This is a genomic window from Myxococcales bacterium, assembly GCA_022563535.1.
GTDB lineage: Bacteria > Myxococcota_A > UBA9160 > UBA9160 > UBA4427 > DUBZ01.
On record JADFNE010000004.1, the window covers coordinates 19,751 to 42,816 of the forward strand.

The 23,066-nt window shown below is 59.6% G+C and carries 16 protein-coding genes; 9 read left to right on the forward strand and 7 right to left on the reverse strand.

Annotated elements, in window-relative coordinates:
• The first annotated feature begins 87 nt into the window (after positions 1 to 87).
• Positions 88 to 765, forward strand: coding sequence for a cytidylate kinase-like family protein (locus tag IH881_02345; GenBank protein ID MCH7866507.1), 678 nt, complete (start codon positions 88 to 90; stop codon positions 763 to 765).
• A gap of 11 nt (positions 766 to 776) precedes the next feature.
• On the opposite strand, the gene IH881_02350 is transcribed toward IH881_02345, so the two are convergent.
• Positions 777 to 1,445, reverse strand: a complete 669-nt coding sequence (locus IH881_02350; protein MCH7866508.1) for a hypothetical protein — start codon at positions 1,443 to 1,445, stop codon at positions 777 to 779.
• Positions 1,446 to 1,611: 166 nt separating this feature from the next.
• Between IH881_02350 and IH881_02355 the strand changes: the two genes are divergently transcribed.
• Positions 1,612 to 4,134, forward strand: a complete 2,523-nt coding sequence (locus IH881_02355; protein ID MCH7866509.1) for an MMPL family transporter — start codon at positions 1,612 to 1,614, stop codon at positions 4,132 to 4,134.
• 69 nt (positions 4,135 to 4,203) lie between these two features.
• Here IH881_02355 and IH881_02360 read toward each other — a convergent pair whose 3' ends face one another.
• The gene (locus IH881_02360; protein MCH7866510.1) at positions 4,204 to 5,640 is read right to left on the reverse strand and encodes a diguanylate cyclase; all 1,437 of its coding nucleotides are present in this window, start codon (positions 5,638 to 5,640) and stop codon (positions 4,204 to 4,206) included.
• Positions 5,637 to 6,050, reverse strand: coding sequence for an Hpt domain-containing protein (locus tag IH881_02365; protein MCH7866511.1), 414 nt, complete (start codon positions 6,048 to 6,050; stop codon positions 5,637 to 5,639). Before IH881_02365 ends, IH881_02360 begins: the two co-directional genes overlap by 4 nt.
• A 349-nt stretch (positions 6,051 to 6,399) precedes the next feature.
• On the opposite strand from IH881_02365, the gene IH881_02370 reads away from it, so the two are divergent.
• Positions 6,400 to 8,343 (forward strand): response regulator, encoded by a 1,944-nt coding sequence (locus IH881_02370; protein MCH7866512.1) that lies wholly within the window; start codon positions 6,400 to 6,402, stop codon positions 8,341 to 8,343.
• Positions 8,344 to 8,402: 59 nt separating this feature from the next.
• Here the strand turns inward: IH881_02370 and IH881_02375 are convergent, their stop codons facing one another.
• Together IH881_02375 and IH881_02380 are read right to left on the reverse strand one after the other, a co-directional pair.
• Positions 8,403 to 9,860 carry an NAD(P)/FAD-dependent oxidoreductase gene (locus IH881_02375; GenBank protein ID MCH7866513.1) on the reverse strand — a complete coding sequence of 486 codons (1,458 nt, stop codon included), beginning with the start codon at positions 9,858 to 9,860 and terminating at the stop codon, positions 8,403 to 8,405.
• An 878-nt stretch (positions 9,861 to 10,738) separates the two neighbouring features.
• Positions 10,739 to 11,593 (reverse strand): SDR family NAD(P)-dependent oxidoreductase, encoded by an 855-nt coding sequence (locus tag IH881_02380; protein ID MCH7866514.1) that lies wholly within the window; start codon positions 11,591 to 11,593, stop codon positions 10,739 to 10,741.
• Between the two features lie 221 nt (positions 11,594 to 11,814).
• Here IH881_02380 and IH881_02385 point away from each other — a divergent pair, with 221 nt between their 5' ends.
• The 3 genes from IH881_02385 to IH881_02395 all read left to right on the forward strand — a co-directional run bounded on the left by IH881_02385 (position 11,815) and on the right by IH881_02395 (position 15,352).
• Complete coding sequence (locus IH881_02385) at positions 11,815 to 13,056, forward strand: amidohydrolase (GenBank protein ID MCH7866515.1); 1,242 nt, start codon at positions 11,815 to 11,817, stop codon at positions 13,054 to 13,056.
• 80 nt (positions 13,057 to 13,136) lie between these two features.
• Positions 13,137 to 13,940 (forward strand): SDR family NAD(P)-dependent oxidoreductase, encoded by an 804-nt coding sequence (locus tag IH881_02390; protein ID MCH7866516.1) that lies wholly within the window; start codon positions 13,137 to 13,139, stop codon positions 13,938 to 13,940.
• Complete coding sequence (locus IH881_02395; GenBank protein MCH7866517.1) at positions 13,940 to 15,352, forward strand: FAD-binding oxidoreductase; 1,413 nt, start codon at positions 13,940 to 13,942, stop codon at positions 15,350 to 15,352. The genes IH881_02390 and IH881_02395 overlap by 1 nt, the downstream gene beginning before the upstream one ends.
• Positions 15,353 to 15,409: 57 nt before the next feature.
• Here the strand turns inward: IH881_02395 and IH881_02400 are convergent, their stop codons facing one another.
• Positions 15,410 to 17,116, reverse strand: a complete 1,707-nt coding sequence (locus tag IH881_02400; protein MCH7866518.1) for a hypothetical protein — start codon at positions 17,114 to 17,116, stop codon at positions 15,410 to 15,412.
• Between IH881_02400 and IH881_02405 the strand changes: the two genes are divergently transcribed.
• From IH881_02405 to IH881_02415, 3 genes are read left to right on the forward strand one after another with little or no spacing between them, the layout of a single operon-like run.
• Complete coding sequence (locus tag IH881_02405) at positions 17,115 to 18,959, forward strand: HEAT repeat domain-containing protein (GenBank protein MCH7866519.1); 1,845 nt, start codon at positions 17,115 to 17,117, stop codon at positions 18,957 to 18,959. The genes IH881_02400 and IH881_02405 overlap by 2 nt on opposite strands.
• 23 nt (positions 18,960 to 18,982) lie before the next feature.
• Positions 18,983 to 20,842: a hypothetical protein gene (locus IH881_02410; protein ID MCH7866520.1), complete on the forward strand. Its 1,860-nt coding sequence runs from the start codon at positions 18,983 to 18,985 to the stop codon at positions 20,840 to 20,842.
• Positions 20,843 to 20,855: 13 nt separating this feature from the next.
• Entirely contained in the window at positions 20,856 to 21,095 is a 240-nt protein-coding gene (locus IH881_02415; protein ID MCH7866521.1) for a SlyX family protein, read from the forward strand.
• Here IH881_02415 and IH881_02420 read toward each other — a convergent pair.
• Entirely contained in the window at positions 21,092 to 23,023 is a 1,932-nt protein-coding gene (locus tag IH881_02420; GenBank protein MCH7866522.1) for an ABC-F family ATP-binding cassette domain-containing protein, read from the reverse strand. The genes IH881_02415 and IH881_02420 overlap by 4 nt on opposite strands.
• Between the last annotated feature and the right edge of the window lie 43 nt (positions 23,024 to 23,066).

The following is a 23,066-nucleotide window of genomic DNA, read 5'->3' on the forward strand; positions in this document are numbered from 1 at the left end:
CCAATACCCTCCGAATCGCGTCCCCGGGGACCTGTATTTGCAACAAAGGCCCCAACTCCGGGTTACACTCGCCCTCGGAGCCACGCGATGCAACGCGGAACCCTCGAAGAACTCGTCGAACGTCAAGCGCGGCGCTGGGAAATGCTTCAGCGACTCAGCTCGCCGCCCCCCGCTCTCTCCTGTGTCGCACTTTCACGACTTCCGCACTCGGGCGCTGCTGAGCTCGCTCAAAGCGTGGCCGAGAAACTTGATTTCGGTCTGTTTGGAATCGAGATTGTCGATTGGATTGCGCGAGCCCGAGGTATCGACCGGGCGTTGGTGGCTGAGTTGGATGAGCGCGTCCGCAGCACGATTGATCGCTATGTGCTCGACAGTTTTCATGAGCGGCGCTTTAGCGAGAGCCAGTATCTGCGTTCGGTGGTGCGAACCATCGTGACCCTCGGAGAGCGAGGGATGGCGGTGATCCTGGGGCGGGGTGCCCCATTCGTGCTGGGCCCCGAAAAGGCGCTTCGTGTTCTGGTGGTGGCTCCCTTCGAGCGGCGCGTCGAAAACCTGGTCATGCGCGAGTCTTTGTCGTTGACCGATTCAAGGAGCCGTCTCAAGACGAAGGACGCGCAGCGACGCAATTTTCTCTCGCAGTTCGGAGTCGACCCCGACGATCCATCGCTCTACGATCTTGTCGTCAACACCGACAGCCTCGGTCAAGACTCGGCAGTCAAGCTGGTGATCGATGCCCTCCACGCTGCACGAGACCGCGCGCGGTAGCTACCGCCCACTCAGACGTTCACCCAAACGCGATCCCCAGTGCCCGGCGGCGCCACGAATTGATCCCAGTCGGTCATTTCATCGAGACGACGCGGGCGGTAGTCCTTTGGCAGCTCGCTGTTGAGCACGAAGAACGCATTGGGCGCCCAGCTGTCTGTGTGGACGAGGGTGTATCCCTTGTCGACGCCCAGCTTGTGAAACGCCGCGAGGCTGGCACCGTGGTAAGCAGTCTCGTCCCAGACATGGTCGGCTCGGTACTCGATCGTGCGCGCCGCATCTAGCGCAAAGAAGATATTGTATTCGACCACCACGACCCGCGGTGTAAAACGCTCGATCGCCTTCCAGACCCAGTAGTCGTTGCCGTCGATGTCTACCGAAAGCAGGTCAAAGGTTTTGGGGACAGCGTACTTTGAAAACAACGCTTCCACGTTTTCCGCGTTTACGAACTCCTGCACGACCAGTTCGCCGTCGGCGCGGTCGCTGCCTTCCATCAACAGTCCCGTCCAAGCTCGGTTGAGGCGCAGGTTCGCGGTGTTCGAAAGGTGCTGGCCGTCCCAGGCGCCAAACTCGACGAACTGCTTGTTGGTGGTGCCGATGCATTCGTAAATTCGCTGCAGGACGCCGTCCTCTCCACATTGGGAGTAAACCTGCGCCTCGAATTCTTTCAGATTTTCCAGCATGACTTCCTTTACCTCGGGCTTTTGGGACTACCCAATGTAGAACGCCAGTGTGAAGAACGCCCGGCGGCGGTGGGGCGAAATAGACGAGCATAGGTCCGGACGCTACGCTGGGCGTCTTCCCCAAAGGTGCAGGAGTCCCAGTGGAGCGAGGCCGCGAACCAAAACCATGATCGCGTCACTCATCAAGGTCTACGAACGTCTGGTCCTCGAGCATCCGGTCATGACCCTTGCCCTGACCCTCATCGCGACTGCTGGGTTCGCCTGGCATGCCCAGGACTTCCAGTTGGATGTCTCTCAAGAGTCGATGATGCTCGAGGGAGATGAAGCGCTGCGATACTACGAATCCATACAGGGGCGCTATGGATCCGAAGATTTTGTGATCGTCACCTACACCCCCAAGATCGATCTCTTCTCGCAGCACTCGCTGGACCAGATCGCAGCCCTCAAGAACGAACTTCTGCAGATGGAGCGGGTCAAATCCGTCCTCAGCATCCTGGACGTCCCCCTGCTCGAGAGCCCACGCGTAAGCCTCAACGAAATCCAGCATGGCATCAGAACCCTGGCGGATGAGGACACGGATGTCGCGCTGGCGGCCGCTGAATTGCGCGGAAGCGTGCTGTACAAGAATCTGCTGGTCAGCAGCGATGGCAATACGACCGCGCTGCAAATCGTGTTCAAGCGCGACGAGCACTACAAAACCTTGCGCGACGCTCGCAACGCCCTGCGCTCGAAGCAGCTCGACGAAACCTTGACAGGAGAGGAGGATCGCGAACTCGCGCGCCTGACAGACGCGTTTCGGTCGCATACTCGGAGCCAGGGATCTCTACTCGACGCCGACATCGCTCACATCCGTACGGTGCTGGATCGCTATCGGGACCAGGCCTTGATCCATCTGGCCGGGGGACCCATGATCGTCTCGGACATGATCTCCTATGTGCGCCACGATCTTCGGGTGTTCGGGTTGGCGGTCATTGCGATTCTCACGCTTCTGCTCGCAGTCATCTTCCGTCAGCCACGCTGGGTCTTGCTGCCGCTACTCACCGCCCTCGCCACCAGCATTGTGACCATTGGGTTCATCGGGGCTGCGGGTTGGCTCGTTACCGTCGTGTCGTCCAATTTTCTTCCCCTTGTTCTGATTTTCACCCTCTCATTGAGCATCCACCTGATCGTGCACTACCGCGAACTCCAGCGCGCCCACCCCGACTACGAGCAATTCGTGCTGGTGCGCGACACCCTGAGGGCCAAGGCGATCCCGTGTTTCAATACCGTGCTTACCACGATGGTGGCATTCGGTTCTCTCGTCGTGAGCGGGATTCGCCCGGTGATCGACTTTGGTTGGATCATGGTGTTGGGGTTGTTCGTCGCGTTCGTGCTCAACTTCGTCCTCTTTCCGGCGAGTTTGATGCTGCTCTCGCCTGGCAAGCAACCTCCCGAACCCCGCTGGACCGTAATCATCACGGGTTCCTTTGCACGCGCGATCCACGGCCATAGTCCCATCATTCTATTCACTACATCGATCATCACGCTCACTTGTCTTTGGGGAATGAGCCGTCTCAGCGTAGAAAACAGCTTCATCAACTACTTCAAGAAATCGACGGAGATCTACCAGGGGATGCTGCTGGTGGATGAAAAACTCGGAGGGACTACCCCACTTGACGTCATCATCGACGCTCCGGCCGAATGGCTCGCCGATATGGAGTCCGAGGAGGGCGAAGGTGATGATGAAGAATGGGATCTCGACTACGACCTGGGTGGCGACGCCGGCATCACGGGCACGAGCTACTGGTTCAACAGTTTTCGCTTCGAGAAGATTCAAGCGCTGCACGACTATCTCGAATCCGTGGATGCCAGCGGAAAGGTCATATCCCTGGCCACGACGCTCGAGGTTCTCGAGCAGCTGAACAAAGGAGAACAATTCGACAACTTCCTGCTCTCGGTGCTCTACAAGAAGATCCCTCTCGAAATCAAGGACGCGATGATCTCCCCCTACCTCTCCGAGGACGGGCAGCAGCTTCGGATTTCAATGCGGATCCACGACTCGGACCAGACCCTGGTCCGCGACGCAATGCTTCGGGACATCTACGATCACCTGGTCAACGAGATGGGGTACAAAAAAGAGGACGTACACCTCACGGGCATGATGGTGCTCTACAACAACATGCTTCAGAGCCTGTTCCGGTCTCAGATCCTGACCCTGGGTGCGGTCCTGGGGGTGATCGCGCTGATGTTCGGCGTACTCTTTCGCTCCGTTCCGGTTGCGGTCGTCGCCATCATTCCAAACATCATCGCGGCGGTGTTCGTACTGGGATTGATGGGCTTGGTCGGCATTCCCCTCGATATCATGACGATCACGATCGCGGCGATTACCGTGGGGATCGCCGTCGACAACACGATCCACTATCTCCATCGCTTTCGCGTCGAACTCCAGATCGACGGCGACTATCCCGCTGCGGTTCTACGCTCCCACGCCAGTATTGGCAGCGCGATGTACTACACGAGCACGAGCATCACGATTGGCTTTTCCATCTTCGTGCTGTCAGATTTCATTCCGACGATCTATTTCGGAATCTTGACCGCCCTCGCGATGGTGGCCGCGTTGGCCGCCGACCTGATCATCCTGCCCCTGTTGCTGGAGCGCCTCCGGCCCTTTCGGCTCGATCCTGCATCCGATCAGCGCGCAGCCTGCTAGGGCTCGTCGTCCGATCGTGTCGGGTCCAGGGGCATGCGAATCACGAAGGTCGTTCCGGCTGGGCTCGAATCAAAATCGATGGTGCCGCTCTGTGCGTGGACGATTACGGCGTGCGCAATTGCGAGACCTTGGCCGATGAAGTTTTTGCTCGAGCTCAACTCGTTCCTGGGTCTCGGTGTTCAGAGCCTCGGAGTAGAACATGTAAGAACCTGGACCGCGAGCTTTCGCCTGATACATGGCCACGTCCGCCTTTCGCAGCAGCGTCTCCATGTCGTCACCATCTTGCGGCCAGGTGGCCAAGCCCATACTGCCGGTGACCGTAAATTCGTGGCCATCGATCACGATTGGCTTCGGCAGGGTCGCGATGATCCGCTCTGCGACCGTTCTGAGATCTTGCGGTTCAACGACTTCCTCCAACACCATTGTGAATTCGTCGCCCCCGAGTCTCGCGACAAAAGATTCGTCATCGCTGCCGCAACCTCGCGCCACCGAGTCCGTTCCCCGGACGCAGCTGCGCAGACGGCTGGCAATTTCGCAGAGCAGTTGATCTCCAATATTATGCCCGTGCGTGTCGTTGACTCGCTTGAAATCGTCGAGATCAAAGAAGATCAAGCCGACGTGCCGATCATGGCGGCCAGCGCGCTCGATCGCTTGCGACAGCCGCGCCTTGAATGAAGCCCGATTGGCGAGCTGCGTAAGACTGTCGTGATAGGCGAGGAACCGAATTTGTTCCTCTGCTCGCAACTGCTCAGTGACGTCCTGTACTGCTCCGCTGAGCACCGAAGCACCCGATTCGCGCTCCGCGCATGCGCGGATGTGGCGGTCGTCGCCGCCCTCCAGGTCCGGAACGCGGAACTCGAACGAGAAGTACCCCGGCTGGTTCGTCCCGCGCTCGAAGACCTCGAGGATTCCCGCCCGGTCTTCCTCGTGGATTCGAGTCACTAGATCGTCGATCGAAAGATCTCGGTTCGGCAAGCCTGGAATAACCCGCCGCGCCTCCGGCGAGACCCACAGGATTTCCTCGCCGAAGTCGTAGCTCCAGCTTCCGAGCTGAGCGATTCGTTGTGATTGAGACAATTGTCGTCGACTGTCCTGAAGCTCGCCGAGCATTCGACTCGCCCGGAGCAGTGAGAGGGCGCGCTCCACGAGAATCAGCCAGTTGACCGGCTTCGCTACGAAGTCGTTCGCACCCACTTCGTAGCTCTTTCTCACCGACTCGTCGTCGTCCTGCCCCGTGATCATCACGATCGGAACGTGCTCGAGGTCCTTTCGCTCGCGAAACTCGGCGCAGACCTCGAAACCATTGTGACCCGGAAGCGTGACATCGAGCAGGATCAAATCGGGCACTCGCTTGTTTACCTGCTCGAGTGCATTTTCGCCGTCCACCGCGGTCAATACTGTAAATCCGGCGCTCCCCAGAAATCCCTGGGCGAGCAGTCTCACCGTCTCATCGTCATCGACTACCAGGACAACGGGCCCCTTTTCTGTTGCGGAATCGAACGTCATGCAATTTCACTTCGGAGCGCATCGCTCGCCTGCGAGAACGCAGTCTCCAGTGGACCGATGAGTTCGACCACCTCCCCGGGCGCACCTCGTTTGCCTGCTGCTTCCGCCGCGGCACACAACTCGCTGAGACGTGAGGCACCGACGTTCCCGCTACTGGATTTGAGTGAGTGAGCGGCGGCGACCAGGCTCGGGGCGTCCTCGCTTGTGGCTGCATCTCGAATCGCAACCAGGAGTTCAGGCGAGCTGGACAGGAAGGATCCAATGACACGCTCGAGCAAATCCGGTCCCTGTTTTCCGATGGAACGGATGCGGTCGAGCGTGTCTCGAGACAGGATCGACTGGGTCGTTACCGGGAGCGCATCGGAAGTCTCGCCTTCGGCCCTAGGGGCCTCATCCAGCGGAGCATCCATAGGCTCTCGCCGGAAATTGAAGAGACGAATCCATGGCTTCCAAGATTTCAGGCGCAAGATTGGTTCCCGGTATAGCCACACAAAAGCGTTGGCTGTAGGAAGTCTTGATCGGCGCTGCTCGTTCCGAGCTTGAACTTTCGCGCCGCTGCTTCATGGGTGTCACTTCCAACGAACACCAAAGCTTTCAGTTTGAAAACCAAACGCTGGACGTCGCGATGCGTTCCCCGAGCGAGCCTCGGTGTCTTCACCAACACCGTCTAGTGTGTTTCCCTGAGAGAAGTTCCGTGGGAGATCAAGTGCGAGAGACGATGCGCCGACAGAGACTTCAGCATTATCGGTGAGGAGAACCATGCGCGAAGAGTTGAGCCCGCTCCGCGCAGCTTTTGCCAGATGGGGAGCGGGCAGACCTGACTTCGGTGGCAAGGTCAAATCACCCGATTCATACTCTCGAGCCCACCAGGCATCGAGTCGGCTCCTGCTTCGCTCCGTTCTCGCAGGAGCCATTCTCGCATGCGCCAGTATTGTTTCGGTCGCTTGGCTCCAGGTCGAATTCTCGAACACTCGGGCGCTCGACGTCAACTCAGACGCATGGCGGAGAGTTCATTCTCTGCTCGCCGACATCACGACCGATCTCCTCAGCATGAACGTGTTGGAAGACACGGCTACGACGGCTGAAGTCCTGGCGCAAAGTGAGGATCTGGAGTTCGAGTTTTCTAGAGCCGAAAGCACATTTAGCGACGATCGCCGGTCTTCGATCTCCCAAGCTTCGATCCTCAGCAAGGTCGAAGCCGAAATTACAGCCTTTAGAGCGGCCGTCGTTGCAGCGTTGGCTGGAAGTCGACGGGAGTCCGATGAAAAGCGTTTGGAACTCCACCGCGATGCGCTCGTTCGCGCCAATCTGCTCAAGATCAGGGTGGATTCTCTCGCGGACAGATCTTCGATGCTTGCGGATCAATCTGGATCGCAGTTTGGCAAGTTGGTCCTGATCGCCACCGCTCCGAGCAGCATCGTTGCGGTGATCGTTGCAGCCTTGTTGGCGTTCGGGCGGCGGCAGATGGGCGCCCTGTTCGAGAGTCTTGACGCGGCACGACGAAGTGCCGAGGAAAGCGCTCGCTCCAAGAGCCAGTTCCTGGCGAACATGAGCCATGAAATTCGCACCCCGATGAATGGGGTCGTGGGCATGACAGAGCTTCTTCTCAGGACAGATCTTACCGATCGGCAGCGGCACTACGCTCAGTCTGTCGCTGGGTCGGCCGAGTCTCTGCTTACCATCATCAATGACATCCTCGACTTCTCAAAAATCGAAGCGGGTAAACTCGAACTCGACAACACGGATTTCGATGTGCGCCGGATCGTCAGAGATGTTCTTGAACTGCTGTCGGTGCGCGCCAATGAAAAGGGTCTGGAGCTGACATGCCAGATCGACGAGGGCTTCGAGAGCAAGTTGCGCGGAGATCCGATTCGCCTGCGCCAGATCCTGACGAACCTGGTGGGCAATGCCGTGAAATTCACCGAGCACGGTCATGTCGTCGTCCGGGTGACGCGCGTCCCGCGCGACAGTGAGATCCAGACCCTGCGGTTCATCGTAGAGGACAGCGGAACTGGGATCGCACCCGAGATCCAGGAAATGCTCTTTGTCCCGTTCGCCCAGGCCGATGCCTCGACGACCCGCCAGTTCGGTGGAACGGGTCTTGGCCTCGCTATCTCTAGCGATCTGGCCCAGCTCATGGGTGGTGAGATCGGGGTCGAAAGCACATTGGGCCTGGGTTCATCTTTCTGGTTCACCGCAAATTTTCATCCCTGCGAAGCGATACCGGCAAACGCACTCGACCAGCCGCTCGACCTCGACCCGGCGATGCTTCCAAGGGACGAGTTGAGCAAAGATGAAGAGGGCACCGGACTGCTCGACGCTCACATCCTGCTGGCCGAAGACAACGTGGTCAACCAGGAGCTGGCGGTCGCGATGCTCGAGGAGTTCGGGTGTACGGTGACGGTGGTATCCAATGGCATCGAAGCCGTGCGCGTCTCCGCGCAGTCGCATCACGACCTCATCCTCATGGATTGCCAGATGCCGCAGATGGATGGCTTCGAAGCCACCCGACTGATTCGGAGTAGAACCGATGCGAATTCTTTAGCCCGACCGACACCGATCATCGCGCTGACGGCGAACGCGCTCGACGGAGACCGCGAGCGCTGCCTGGCCGTGGGCATGAACGATTACCTGGCCAAGCCGTTCTATCAAGTAGAACTCCACAGCATCATTGAGCGCTGGTGCGACCCCACCCGCGATTGACACCGCCGCACCCCCCAACATGATTTGCTCTGGAGCTGGCGTGCTCTAGATCTGCGAGTTCAGCCCAGCTCGAACTCGTGCAGCCCGCATTGGGCGTGCAGATCTTCATAGGTCTTGAAGTCGCCCGGGAACAGGAACGGTGCGCGACCATTGGGCAGCTGGTAGTAGCTGTTACAGGACGACGCACCCCAGGAGTAGAGCGCGAACTGTGTCAGCAACCAGTCGTTGTATTCGCGATGGGACTCATCGAGTACGACCATGGAACGGGCGTCGACACGCTGCTTCTCCTTCAAGAGACGCACGATCGTCGCGATATTCCTCTCGATCGTGACGAAATAGGGAACCTGAAGAACCAGTCCGTTTGGACCGGCGGCGAAGAAGTAGTTTGGAAAGCCCGGAGCCGCGATGCCCTTGTGTGCTTCGGGCTCGTCACCCATCGCGTCGGCCAGCGCCTGTCCCTGATCACCCCTCACCTCGATGCGATCGAAATCCAGGATCCGATAGCCCGTGCAATAGACGATCACGTCGACTTCAACTTCGCGTCCACCTGCAATGAGAATCGAATGGGGTCGGACCTCCTGCAGACCTTCCGGAATGAGTTCCACGTGGTTGAGGGTGAGCGCGGGATAGAAATCGTCCGAGATGAGTGGGCGCTTGCAGGCGAAACGGCTGTCCGGGGTAAGGGCTTCACGAAGTTCGGGGTCCGAGATCGTATTATTGATGGATTTCCGCCCGACGTTTTCAAATTGCTCCATGCGTTTGTGTCCGAGGGTGGCCGCCTGGTGGACAAAGCTCATCATGAATCTTTGGACATACTGGGTAAGCCGGATCAGCGCGGGCATGTGGCGAAACCACGCGCGCTTGCGCTCCGAGTAAAACTTGCGCCCTCTCGGCATGATCCAGTTGGGCGTTCGCTGGAGCACCGTAACCTGACCTGCAATCTTGGCGATCTCGGGCACGATCTGCACTGCGCTGGCGGCAGAGCCCACAATCGCTATGTGCTTGCCGGAAAGGTCGACATCGTGATTCCACTCGGTCGCGTGCCAGCTATGCCCCTCAAAGGATTCCATTCCCTTGACGTCTGGGTAGAGCGGCGTGTGCTGATTCCCCATCGCATTGATGACGACGTCGAACTCGAAGCTCTCTCCCGATTCACTCGTCAGCTGCCAGATCCCATCGCCCCGATAAATCGCCTGGACAATGCGTGTGTTCAACCGGATATGGGGATCGAGCCCGAACTTCGTTGCGCATCGCTGGAGATAGGCCTCGATCTCGGGCTGCCCGACAAAGTTCGCGCTCCAATCGCTATTGGGCTCATAGGAGAAAGTGTAGACATGAGCCCAGACGTCGCAGGCCAGCCCCGGATACGTGTGGAGATGCCAAGTTCCGCCAACGGCGTCCGATTTTTCGAAGATCGTGAAATCGCTGAAGCCCTGGGCCAGAAGCTCATGGCCCGCTGCAAGACCGGCGGGGCCAGCCCCGATGATGGCCACGCGAAGTGAAGAATGATCGGCCAATGGAACCTCCGGGAAGTGGAGCCCACGGTCGCGTTCCTTCGAGAATCAAGAAGGAAAACAGCTACGGGCGGGGAAATTTGAGGTCGAATTACACCGAGTATTTCAACCTGCACAACGATACTAATACTTGTGCGGGAATCTTCATTCTCGCTGCCACAGACCAAAAATGAGCCGGTCTTCGCCCCAATTGGCTGCCTCTAGCACGACTACACCAGACTACAGGCCCTCAATCGAAATCGTCTCGCTGTAGGACGTCCTGTGGTGATGGGACGGGGAACGCTGTAACGGCGAATTTCTCAAAAACTGACTCACAGTCGAAATCAACGACAACACGTACAACTTGATGGTCCACCAGGTGAGTGCGACGCAAATCAAAACACATTGCAGGGGCTAGAACGCTTGCGGTCTCGATGGCAGACCAATTACAATTCAAGCTGTACATATCGAAGAGGGGAGCACCATGGCAACACGAAGGACACGCAAAGCGAGTGGAGCGAAGGGAACCGCGAAGAGAGGAGCCAAAGCTTCCACCAGGCCCGGCCGAAAAACAGGCAAGAATGCTGCATCAAAATCAAGTTGGGGTGGCCGCCGCGCTGGTGCAGGACGCCCGGTGGGCTCGGGTACGGGGCCATCTCCAGATTCGCGGCGCAATCGGATCGCTGTCATGCTTTCCGACAAGGAGTTGCAGGCGCTAAAGAGCCTCGCCAAGGCAAAGAGGCTGCCGCTCGCGACCGCCGTCTACGAAATGGTCAAACCAAAGCTCCGTCGCAGGAGCTGATCTCGCGCTTCTGATCGGGCACGTCTTTCGCGTTCGTTCGCGTTCTCTTGCGCCCCTTCACGTCCTTTCGCGACGCTCTCGATGCTCCGCGGGTGCGAGGCTACCACGTCGCCTTCGATTTTTCTGCGAAGTCGAAATCATCGAATATCGCGCGGAATCGCATCTCAACGAACGGTCGAGATCCTCGATGCGTCAGAACATGGAGACGATTCTCCCGCACCGCATTCACGACGATCGGGCCAACGGCTTCGGCGGGCATAGCGGTAATGTCCGGGAGTGGAGCGACGTTCGGCGCTTCGCCGGATTCCAAAACTGGCGCCACTTGTTCGCCGAAACCTTCGGGTCGGTTCTGAATGGAGGTGGTCATGAGATCCGACTCGACGACACCCGGGCACAACACAGACACCCCGATGCCTTCGCCCGCCAGTTCGAGGCGCAGCATCTCGCTGTAGCCCACACATGCGTATTTGCTCGCGACATACGCACCGATGGGAAAACCCTCGGTTGCCATCAGCCCACCGAGGGAGGCCGTGTTCACAATATGCGCATCCGGTGCGCTGGCGCGCAGCAGCGGCAAAAAGGCCTTGACGGTCTTTACGACTCCGAGCACGTTGACCGAGAGGGTGTACTCCCAGTCTTCGATCGTGTGCTCGTCGAGCGTTCCGATCCGCGCCATCACGCCGGCATTTGCACAGAGAAGGTTGACGCCCCCGGCCTCGGCTGCGACCTGCTTCGCAGCCGTCGCCAGGGATTCCACGGAAGTCACGTCCACTTGCACGGCGAAAGCCCGACCTCCACCCTCAACAATCTCAGCGGCAACCACTTCAGCACTTTCAACGCGAACATCCGCGACCGCGACCGTCATTTCTTCGGCCGCGAGTCCGAGTGAGATTCCGCGTCCAATTCCGCTTCCACCGCCCGTGACGACTGCGACCCTTCGAGCCAACTCCCTCATCCATATTCTCCTTCGCGCGCACCCCATATTGCACAGCCGTGACCACAAGACGTTAACGACCCCGGCAAGCACCTCCCAGACTGTGTTCTCGGCCCCCAAAGACCCTCAGAGCGAAATTTGGCGAAGAGGGGACGAAAGCGAGTTGCCTTGGTTCCACTCGAGTGCTTTGCTCTGCTTTGGGCAGGCGGAGCGGCGCCAGGACAAGCCTGGAGATTTTCTCGATGTCAAACATACTCATCATCAGTTCCGACTGTCACGCTGGCGCGCTACCCGCGACCTACAACGAATACCTGCCATCCAAGTACCACAAAGCGGCCGAAGTCTGGTGGCTGTCCTACGTGAAGGAAATGATCGCGCGGACGGGGACCTTCTTCGACCAGGAAGCCGTAGACGACTACGCCGAAAAAGCCGGGGGCGCTGGGCAATTCCAAGCCTTGATGGAAACGAAGGGGGCGCCCGAGGATTCGGTACTGATGGCCCTGCTGAACGACGGGGCCAGCCCGTTTTCGCCTCGTGCCGGCGAGTGGGATGCGCAAGTTCGAACCAAGGAACTCGAGGATGATGGCATTGCGGCAGAGGTGATCTTTCCCCAGATGGCGCCGTTCGGTGCGGGCCTCCTGCAGTACCGCCACCCAGTGGACCCCGAGAACAACTTGGCGGGCATCCGGGCCTACAACCGCTGGCTCGCGGACTTTTGTAACACCCACCCCGGGCGACACGCCGGTGTCGCACTAATCAATGTCGACGACATCAACGTAACTTGCCAAGAAGTGCGCGACGCACATGAGATGGGTTTGTTCGGGGGAGTCTTGCTTCCGACGAGCACCGGCGACTATCCGTTCTACCACGACCCGCGCTACGAACCGCTGTGGGCAGTCTGCGAAGAACTCGGCATGCCGGTCCAGGCGCACTCCGGCTGGTCACCCGATTACGGTGACGCCGAGAGCGCCACAGCGATGTACATCAGCGAGGTCGATATGTGGGCGCAGCGTTCGTTCACCGCCCTGTTGTGGTCCGGTGCTTTCGAGCGCCACCCGGGTCTGAATTTGATTCTGACGGAAACCGGCACCGCCTGGATCTTGGAACGACTTCGCGTGCTGGAGTTCAAGGCGAACCTCCCCTTCTTCAGCCATTTCAGTGCAAAGCTGTCCAAGACCCCGACCGAATTTTTCCAGAGCCAGTGCTACATCGGTGCGTCCTTTATGCCCAAGCACGAGGGCGAGCAGCGACACAAGATCGGTCTCGACCGGATCATGTGGGGTTCGGACTATCCGCACATGGAGGGGACCTGGCCCAACACCAGGGAGTACCTGCGAAACACATTCAGCGAGTACCCCGAGGATGAGATCCGCGCGATTCTCGGAAAAAATGCGCTCAATGCGTACGGCTTTGACGCCAAGGTGGTGGAACCGGTCGCCGACAGGATTGGCCCCACGCTCTCGAGCATCGTCGGCGATGCCTGATTCTTCCGCCCGATCGGTTTAGATCGCCTAAACGATCTGACTGCCCTCTGCGACCCAGCACTCTTGGCGAGCGCCGCCTCATGGTCGGCGCTACGGTGAGCGATCGCGAAGCGAACTCACAGCCGGGACTCGAGGAAGTCATGAATATTCGAACTGCAATTATCGTGGGCGCATCGTCGGGCATTGGCGCTGGCTTGGTAGCGGCGTTGGTCTCCCGGGGAACCCGGGTCGCCGCAGTCGCGAGGCGCAAGAACTCTCTTCAGGCTCTCGCCGATTCGTGCCAGGACGGCAAAAGCTCCGTCATCGTGCGCGAACACGATGTGCTCAATCTCGATGACGCGCCCATCGCGTTCGACGAACTGGTCAAGGCGCTCGGCGGATCGGTCGACCTCGTCATCTACTCCGCGGGAGTGATGCCGGAAATCGAAGAAGGTGAGTACAACACACGCAAGGATCGCAACATCGTCGATGTCAATCTGACGGGTGCGATCGCATGGCTCAACCTGGCGGCGGCGCACATGGAATCGCGTGGGGCAGGCACCCTCGTGGGTATTTCCAGTGTTGCTGGAGATCGCGGTCGACGGGGCAATCCGGTCTACACCGCGGCGAAGGCCGGACTCACCACGTATCTCGAGGCACTGCGCAACCGAATGAGCCGCTACGGCGTTCATGTCGTTACCGTCAAGCCAGGGCCAGTAGCGACCGATATGACCAGGGGAACCGCCCTACCCCTGATGATTCCGGTAGATCGCTGTGTAGCTGGAATCTTGGCGGCTGTGGATCGGGGACGCCCAATGACAACGTACATCCCCGGTGTTTGGTGGGCGATCATGTCGATCATTCGACTCGTACCTTCGGTCGTGTTTCGGAGAACCAATATTTGATGCCGGGCTCCCTGCGCAGATTGCCTCGACGCGTATTCGAAGGCTTTGGCTACACGACTCGCTCCGAGTCGGTGTTCGCCGCGCCAGAGTCCGTCGATGAGTTGAGGGAAATCTATACCCGGGCGAGCGAAGAAAACATTCCGGTTCATCACCGAGGTGCCGGAAGATCCTACGGCGACGCGGCAATGAACGCCGGTGGCCTGATCGTCGACATGCGGCGCATGAATCGCCTGCTCGACTTCGACCCAGAGGACGGGATCGCAGAGACAGAGCCGGGCTTTACGATCGAGAGCCTGTGGAAATCCATCCTGCCCCACGGCTACTGGCCGGCAGTGGTTCCCGGAACGATGTTTCCGACCCTCGGCGGCTGTGCGGCGATGAACATCCACGGAAAGAACCACTGCCAGCAAGGCGGGTTCGGCGACGCGATTGTCGATGCCGATCTGCTGACACCAGCTGGTGAGTTGATCCGAATCGCGCCAGACGAGAACAAAGAATTGTTTCGTGCTGCGGTTTCGGGCTTCGGAATGCTCGGCACATTCACCCGCATCAAACTCCGCACGAAGCGCGTCAAGTCCGGCAGCCTTCGCGTACAACAGCACCCCGCCGCCAACCTGCGCGAGCAACTGGCGTTCTTCGAAGAACACGTCGACCAGAGCGATTACATCATCGGCTGGGTGGACTGCATTGGCGGCGGTTCAGAACTGGGGAGGGGGCAGATTCATGTCGCCAACTACCTCGACGAAGGGCCGGACGCACTCGGGTTGAATCCGAGCGACCAGGCTCTTCCCAAGACGATCATGGGTGTCCCCCTCGGTCTGGTGGGAACCGTGCTCGGCATGGTTCAAAGCAACCCGGGCATGCATTTGGCGAACTGGGCGAAGTACATGGCTTCCAAGCTCGGCACGAAGCGCCCATACCATCAGGCGCACGTGGCATTCCAGTTCTTGCTCGACTATGTCCCGACCTTTCGCGATGCGTACCGCCCCGGCGGCTTCATTCAATACCAGCCGTTCATTCCCAAAGAGCACGCCCTCCCGGTCCTCGAAGAGATTCTCCGCAGAACCCAGCGCGCCGGCCTGGTCAGCTATCTCGGCGTTCTCAAGCGATACCGACCGGATGAGTTCCTGCTCTCCCACGCCCTCGACGGGTACTCATTGGCGATGGATTTCCCGGTGTCCCGTTCCAACCGTGTGGCGCTCTTTGCACTCTGCGGGGAGTTGTCCGAGATCGTTCTCGAAGCAGGGGGCAAGTTCTATCCCGCGAAGGATTCGGTGATGCGCCCGGAAGACTTCTCGAGAAGCTTTGGCGAAGACGCGGTGCATCGGTTTCAGGAGATGCGCCGCGAGGTGGATCCCGCGCGCATCCTGCGCAGCGATTTCTCTCTGCGAGTCGGCCTCGAATCGACCTAAAATCAACTGAGCCCTGAAAGACGAGCGCCAACGGGTGCGCGGCAGTACAGCTTCCCGTCAATCTACGCGTCGCAGTACCTTGGCGTATGTCCGGTAGCGCCCCTCAAATCTCCGATCCAAAGCGAAGCGTGTCGTCAGGTAGTGGTGCAGTCGCGGATAGGAGCTTTCGAACCCCTCGAGTCCCGGATACTCCACCCCGGTGGCGCTGAGGACGAAGTCGACGCCGTTGTGTTCCAGATAGCCGATGATCTCGTCCTCCGCCTCCATGCCGGGAAGTCCCGGGCCCAGGGCTACGTAGCGCGTGGGGTGATCTCTTTCGCTCATGAAGTAGAACAGCGGGAAGTAAGGCACAGCAAAGATCTGGTCCTCCTCCGACAGCGCTGACTCCGTGTAGTCGAGAATCTCGTTCCAGAGGCGCGCGGTAGAGAGCCCTACCCAGAACGTGCCTCGAGGAGTGTGAACCGGCGCACGGGGAATCCCCAGATAAACGAACAGCGCCGCAAACGATGCCGCCAAGAACGCGCCCACGGCGGCAAAGCCGAGAGTCTTGTGAATACGTTTGAGCGCCGGTGCGGTGCTCGGCTCGAAACGAGAATAGACGAAGACCGTCAGGGCCACGAGCGGCAACAAGGTCGGAGTCATGTAGTGCACTGCCGGAAAAGAGATGATGGTCAGATACAGCAGCACGGCGCCGAAGAAAGTGAACAGTGCGGCTTCGTCTCGCTGGGACCAGGAGCGCCGCCACAGCCCGTGCCCAAGGGTTGCCGCAGTCGCGGGGTAGAGTGCCACTGGCAGGTAGTAGACGACCCGCACAGCGAGATCGATCCAGCCCGTGTAGGCGATCAAGTACTGATACGCGTGGCTGGCCGCCAGACCGTCGGTTCCGTTCGCAAGCATTCCGGGTACCACCAGATCCTGGCTCATCCGCACCGCGTCGATTTGTTCAGTGAGCGGGAACAGACTCGGAAAGAGTCCGACCGGGGAGTCTCCGTAAATTCCAGCAATCAGGGTTACGCTGCGAATGAAGTCGTCGAAGATTCCGTTGATCGCCAGGTAGACGACCATCGGAAGACTGGCGAGGGCGATCCCTGCCAAGGTTGCAAGGCCTTCTCCGAGTAGATCCGCGAAACCGCGATCGCGCGCGCAGGGAAGCCCGATTGCGCTGCGCAACCATCCCGTCAACCAGTACAAGAGGACGCCGGCGCCGATCGCCACGGGCAGGTTTGGCTTGACCCAAAGCGCGGCGGCCAGCACTGCTCCAAAGACGAGTGCACTTCGGATGCGATGGGGCCCACGCTCGATCGACCACGCAGCGCGGAGTGCGACCAGGCAGAGCAGGATCGCCAGCGTGTTGTAACTGAAGTACTGCGCGTGCGGCCACATCCAGACCTGCAGTGGAATCGCGAGCGAGCCCGCGATCGCGGCCTTGCGACGAGGTACAAAACACAGTGCCAGGGCGAATACTGCGACGACGGAACTCGCGTAGACAATCGCAACCAACGCGCGCGAGACCAGCAGACTGCTGCCGAAAATCTTGAACGCAAGACCTTGAAGCAAGTATACTGCCGGAGTGAGTGGGACACTGATGTCCCGGTAGAGAAGGCGGCCGTGGGCTACGTCGTCGGCCGCCACCAGGACGATTCCCTCGTCGGACACGAAGGCATCGAGGGTAATGAAGCAGGATTGGAAGGCGAGACTCGCGACGACAAGCAGAATTGCAACGCCAAGATTCTTGGGCACGCGGAAATTATAGGATACGTCCATGTCAGTCGATAGCGAAGCAGTTGGAACCAACGGTCACCTCGGGCTGCGGTCCAAATACCAGGATTTAAGAGTCTGGCGCGGGGCTCACGTCCTCGCAGCCATAGGGTTCTACTTCGGTCTCGCAGGCGCCGCTTCCTCCGAAGTCTCTACTGTCGCGGTGCGACCGGGCACCAACTCAGGAATTCAATCAGCGCGCGTCCGCGTAGCCGAACTTCGCGAAGTCCTCCGGCAGCCCATGGATTGGAGCGAACGCAACGCACTGTTCCGCTCTCTTTCTCATCTCGTCTCTCGCCGCAACGCCAAACCGCACCTCGCTGCAATTCGAGAGTTGAGTTGGATCGAGCTGCCGAGCGCTGCAGAGGCCCTCGGCATCGCCCTGCGCGACACCGACTCTCCCCACCGCAAAGAAGCTGCGATGGCGCTTCTACGGGTTCGAAGAGTCGAGGCGCTGCCGGTCCTTCTCGAGACACTCCACGACCCAAACCCGGATCTGCGCAGCATCGTAGCGGGCACGATTGGGGATCTGGTGGGACAAGAGGATCTGCACTTCGACGCCAAAGACGTCCGGGCCGCAGAGACAGCACTCGCTCGCATGCTGGCGAGCGACAGCGATCCGCGGGTGCGATTGGCGGCACTCGATGGGCTCACCCTGTTGGGCAGCGAAGAGGCGGTGTATTCGGCTTTCACCGTCGGCAGCAAAGATCCCGATGAGTTCGTGGAGTGTGGCCTCGTCGCGCGCTCGCGCTACCTCGTCAAGGGCGGGAAGGAGGCGCGCATCAACGTCCGAATGATACGCGAGTTCCTGCGCGACAAGCTGTCCGAAGAGTCACGAGTGCCCTCCACTGGCATTTTGAAACGCGCCTACTATGCACAGAAATACTATTCACCGATCAGCAAGCAACGAGCGTGCGTCGATGTCGAAGCAACCGCAGCGAGCGTGCTGGCGATCCTTCGCGACCGCGCGGCACTAACCAACTTGCTCCGTACAGCCTCCAATGACGTCGCGAGTCTGCGCGCGTCGGCGGCGAGTGCCCTTGCGAACTACAAGGACGACGAAGCACTGGCGTCGATTCGGCACGCACTCGTCGACCCGGTGAGAGGTGTGCGCCAGGCGGCCATCATCGGGCTGGGCGAATCGCACGATCCACGAGCAGACCAGCTCCTGATCTTCACCTTGCAAGAGTCGACACCCGTAGATAGAAGAGATGCGGCGAAAGCGCTCGGCGGCTCCTTTGGCGCTTCGAGCGCACTGATCCGAGCCTTCGCCGACCGAGTTGTGCAAGTCCGCAACGAAGCCGAGACAGCGCTGCTTCGCAGTGACGAGGTCGTGCTGAAGCTCGAAGCCGCGCGCGCCGCCCTCCGGAGCGAAGCACTTGCGGAATCGAACGGTGGTCGTCTCGAGAGGCGTCGGCAGAAACTCGACGAAGGCTACGAGCGGTGGATGGCCGAAAGGCGGGAGAACGAGATTGCCCTCGCCGAGGGCCTGGCCTCACAGGATGTTCGGGTGCGAATCCGATCGGCACGGGTACTCGCGAAGTTTCGGAGTCCTGCGAGCCTGGAACTGTTGCGCGCATCCTTGCGCAGCGGAACGAGTCCACAAAACGAGATGGCCGCACTGTCCTTGGGGCTACGTGGCGACCCGAGTGCGCGTGCTGATCTCGAAAAGGCGTCCCGTGTCGAACATACGGCGCTATCGGTCGCAGCGATCCGAGCCCTGCAGGATCTGGGTCAACCCGAATCGCTGCCCCTGCTGCGATCCATCCTGGAAACCGATTCTCGCGAACGGGTCCGGACCGCGGCCAATTTCGCGATTGCGATGCTGAACAAGCGACAACGGAACTAGAAACAATGGGGGAAGTCCAGGAGATGTCGAACCGCCACGATTTCCAAGCATCGGGAGAGCCGCGTGTTGCAACGCTTCACGGCACCGGTGCGGTCGCGGCGGCTCGCTATGCGGGTCCCGTCTTGATGGCGGTCGTCGGCGCGTGTGCATTCGCGCAAGCCTGGCCCATGGGCCCCGACATCCAGGTGGATTTCGGTCGCGAACTCTACGTGCCCTGGAGAATCAGCGAAGGCGATCGGCTGTATTCAGACATCGCCTACTTCAACGGCCCGCTTTCGTCGTATTGGAACGCCCTGTGGTTTTCCGTTTTCGGCATCGGGCTGTCGACGCTCAAGATCGTAAATCTATCGATCACGATCGCAATTGCCGGATTGTTCTACCGAATCCTGGCGACAATCTCCGATCGCTTTTCGGCCAGTGTCGCCGGGATCTTCTTCACGGGCGCGATCGCATTTGGCCAATCTCTCTCGATTGGAAACTACAACTACCTCACCCCCTACTCCCATGAACTGACCCACGGCCTTGCACTCTCGTTGCTCGGCCTCGCGTGCCTGGCGGGACTGACACAGGGTGTCGATCGAAGGCGGGTTGCACTGCAGACCGGGGCGCTTGCTGCGCTCGTGTTCCTGACCAAGGCGGAGGTCTTCGCGGCCTTCGCCGTGGCGCTGTTCATCGGCTTTGCGCTGGAGCATTGGACACGGAATCGAACACGCTCCGAAGCCCTCGAAGTCATTCGGGCGCTGTCGCTCTCTTTCGCGCTGCTGCTGATCGGTTTTTCTGCGTTGTTGTCGATCATTGCGGGACCGGCCACAGCGCTTTCGGGAATCGTCGAACCCTGGCAATCGGTGACGAATTCGAGTGTAACTTCGCTGCCTTACTACCGATGGGTGATGGGGACCTTGAATGTTTCCCGGAGCCTGGGATTGATCGCCGAGTGGTTGATCCGATACGGGATCTTCATTGCAGCACTGATCGGCCTCTCGCTCGCGGTCCGGGGCAAGGTCCTTAAGACGTGGGCCCCTCTCTCCGTCGTGGCCTTCGCAGCGCTGGTCTTCGCCTTCCCCGCCGAACCGGCCTTCGCCCTCCAGGCTCCCCGCCCGCTTGCCATATTGGTTCCGTTGATGTTGCTGGGACTGATGGTCAAACTCGTGCGCCAGAAACAGCGGGGCGTCGAGGTTTCCCGCTTGAACGTGTCGCAGGTGGTGGTGCTGGCCTTCTGTCTGGTTCTCCAACTCAAGATGGCACTCAATACTCAGTTCAATCACTACGGCTTTGCGCTGGTCGTGCCGTCGGCACTCGTCTTCATTGTCATGCTCATCAACTCGGGCTCCGCGTTGGTGGAGCGATTTTCTGGATCGCAATGGGTCTTTCGCCTGGGCGTCGCGGCTGCGGTCGCGTGGATTGCGATCGGCATTGCGACGCGAACTCAAGAGAGGTTCGCGGATCGACCTCATACCATCGGTCGAACTCCAGACCAGATGCGCTCCGACACGCGAGCGCGCTACGTCGAGCGGGCGCTCGATGAACTGGCCAAGGCCGAGCCCGGGGCCAGTGTGGCCGTGCTGCCCGAGGGCGTCATGCTCAACTATCTCACCCGGCGCGTGAACCCGACACCCTACATCAATTTCATGCCACCCGAGATGCTGCTCTATGGAGAGACTGAAATCATCGAGGCATTCAAGAGCAGCCCCCCGGACTACGTCGTCTTCATGCACAAGAACACGCGGCTCTATGGCTACGAGTTTTTTGGCCGAGACTACGGTCGCAGACTCTATCGATGGGTCTTGTTCAACTACAATTTGGTGCAGCGCATTGGCCCCAAGCCTTTTGAGAAAGGCGCTGGATTCGGAATTACAATTTACGAAAGATCGAAAGAGAAATGAGAGTGAGGAAACAATGAGCGAGCGAGACAATTCTGAATCCATCGCGAAACCAATCGACGAACGATTCCAGGTTCTCGAGAATAAAGTCCTCTATCAGGATCGTACGATCGAAGAGCTGAACGACGTCGTGACCCAACAGCAGAATCAAATCGATCAGCTCAACCTGAAGGTCAAACGCCTGCGAGAACTCTTCGACAACCCTTCCGACAGCGGCATCGAGGGCGGCGAGGAACCACCCCCACCCCACTACTAGGTCGAGGTCGCTTCTCTGCGCGCTTCGAGCTCTTCCCAGCGGGCGACCAACTCCCCCGCGAGCTGGCGCGCGCGCTCGAGCTGTTCGCTCAGCTCCGCCACATCGACATCCCCGCCCTGGTAAGTCGTGGGATCAGCGAGGCGTTCCGTGATCGCGTCGGCTTCCGCTTCGGCCGCTTCGATGCGCTCGAAGAGCCCGTCGAGTTCTTTGTTTTCCTTGAACGTCAGCTTCTTGACCACCGATGAGTCGGTCTTTGCCTTGCGCTCGGGTTCGCGCCGCTTGTCGGCCGCGATAGAGCGTCGCTGTGCCATGTCTCGCTTTTCTTCTCTGTCGCGCTTCTCGCGGTAGTCAGAGTAGTTGCCGCGGTGGAGATCAACCTTGCCGTTTGCTTCGAAGGCCAGGATCGATGTCGCGACCCGATCGAGAAACCAGCGATCGTGACTGACGATCAGTGCGCTCCCTCCGTACTCGAGCAGCATGGCTTCGAGCGCTCCGAGGGTTGATACATCGAGATCGTTCGTCGGTTCGTCGAGCAGCAGCAGGTTGGTCTTCTCGCACAAAAGCTTTGCCAGACAAACCCGTGAGCGCTCACCTCCGGAAAGAACGCCCACCTTCTTGCGCTGGGCGGCGCCGTCGAAGAGAAACCGCTCCAGATACGAGCCGACGCGCATTCGCTCTCCGCCCAGCTCAATGTACTCGCGGTTTCCCACGACGGCGTCGCGTAGGGTTTCTTCATCGTTCAGGTTGGCGCGCGCCTGGTCGAGATAACCGATCCGCGTCGTGGTCCCGAGTTGATAGCTACCGTGAAGCGGAGCAAGTTCTCCCTGCACGCAGAGCAAGAGACTCGTCTTGCCAATTCCGTTTGCCCCGACGATCCCGATGCGATCGCCGTTGCTGAGGTCGAGATTGAGAGCGTCAATCAGGACTCGACCGTCGCGTTCGAGAGTCAAGTTTTCGAGGTGGAGGATCGTCTTGCCCTGACGCGTCGTTTCAGCCCGCAGGTCTGCGGTCCTCTCCTGGGTTGGCGCGTCTTCTGCCAGGGCATTCAGCGCGCGTCCGATGCGTGCCTTTTGTTTTGTGCCCCGCGCTTTCGGCCCTCGGCGCAGCCATTCGATTTCGCGGCGCAGAAAATTCTGGCGATTGCGTTCGACCCGTTGGGCGTGGGCCTGGCGTTCGGACTTTCCCTCGAGATATTTGATATAGCCACCTTCGTAGCTATGGAGTTCACCTTCGTGAAGTTCGAGCGTCCGCGTTGCGACGTTGTCCAGGACATAGCGGTCATGGGTGATCAAGAGAAGCGCGCCGCGGAAGCGTTCGCGGAGGTGGTCCTCGAGCCATTCGATCGTGGCGACATCGAGGTGATTTGTCGGTTCATCCAGAATCGCCAGATCGGGTTCGCCGACGAGCAGGCTTGCCAACGCGACGCGCCTGCACTCGCCACCTGAGAGTGTTTCGACCAGGCGTTCGGGGTCCGTGATCCCGAGGTGGTCGACGATCGCCTCGGCTTCGTGCATTCGCTCCCAACCGCCGAGCCGTTCCACCTCTTCCCCGGCGATCGATTGCCGGTGAACCAGGTCGTCCATCTCCATGCTGCTCGCAGCGGACAGCGCTGACGTGAGTTCGTCGTGTCGCCGCTTGGCCGCACTCCATTCGACGAGACTGCCGAGCACGACATCTCGCACACTCTGGCCTTCCGGAAGTTTCGGCTCTTGCTCGAGAACAGCGACCCGGGCCCCGCGCCGACGAGAAATCTTACCGCCATCGTGCGCTTCTACGCCGGCGATGATCCGGCCCAAGGTGCTCTTGCCGCACCCGCTGTCCCCGACCAGACCGACGCGTTCTCCCCGGCGAATTGTCAACGTGACGCCCGCGAGAATTGTGCGGCCGGCATAACTCTTCAGCAAATTTTGGCAGTCGATTACGGGCATGGCGCGGGAGAGTAACAGCCCCAAGAGCGCATGGGCCGGCTAC

Coding starts and splice junctions, on each gene's coding strand:
- IH881_02410 (MCH7866520.1), top strand. CDS start 18,983: ATGTCGAACCGCCACGATTTCCAAGCATCGGGAGAGCCGCGTGTTGCA.
- IH881_02360 (MCH7866510.1), bottom strand. CDS start 5,640: ATGACGTTCGATTCCGCAACAGAAAAGGGGCCCGTTGTCCTGGTAGTC.
- IH881_02415 (MCH7866521.1), top strand. CDS start 20,856: ATGAGCGAGCGAGACAATTCTGAATCCATCGCGAAACCAATCGACGAA.
- IH881_02405 (MCH7866519.1), top strand. CDS start 17,115: ATGTCAGTCGATAGCGAAGCAGTTGGAACCAACGGTCACCTCGGGCTG.
- IH881_02420 (MCH7866522.1), bottom strand. CDS start 23,023: ATGCCCGTAATCGACTGCCAAAATTTGCTGAAGAGTTATGCCGGCCGC.
- IH881_02370 (MCH7866512.1), top strand. CDS start 6,400: ATGCGCGAAGAGTTGAGCCCGCTCCGCGCAGCTTTTGCCAGATGGGGA.
- IH881_02380 (MCH7866514.1), bottom strand. CDS start 11,593: ATGAGGGAGTTGGCTCGAAGGGTCGCAGTCGTCACGGGCGGTGGAAGC.
- IH881_02395 (MCH7866517.1), top strand. CDS start 13,940: ATGCCGGGCTCCCTGCGCAGATTGCCTCGACGCGTATTCGAAGGCTTT.
- IH881_02365 (MCH7866511.1), bottom strand. CDS start 6,050: ATGGATGCTCCGCTGGATGAGGCCCCTAGGGCCGAAGGCGAGACTTCC.
- IH881_02390 (MCH7866516.1), top strand. CDS start 13,137: ATGGTCGGCGCTACGGTGAGCGATCGCGAAGCGAACTCACAGCCGGGA.
- IH881_02350 (MCH7866508.1), bottom strand. CDS start 1,445: ATGCTGGAAAATCTGAAAGAATTCGAGGCGCAGGTTTACTCCCAATGT.
- IH881_02345 (MCH7866507.1), top strand. CDS start 88: ATGCAACGCGGAACCCTCGAAGAACTCGTCGAACGTCAAGCGCGGCGC.
- IH881_02400 (MCH7866518.1), bottom strand. CDS start 17,116: ATGGACGTATCCTATAATTTCCGCGTGCCCAAGAATCTTGGCGTTGCA.
- IH881_02355 (MCH7866509.1), top strand. CDS start 1,612: ATGATCGCGTCACTCATCAAGGTCTACGAACGTCTGGTCCTCGAGCAT.
- IH881_02385 (MCH7866515.1), top strand. CDS start 11,815: ATGTCAAACATACTCATCATCAGTTCCGACTGTCACGCTGGCGCGCTA.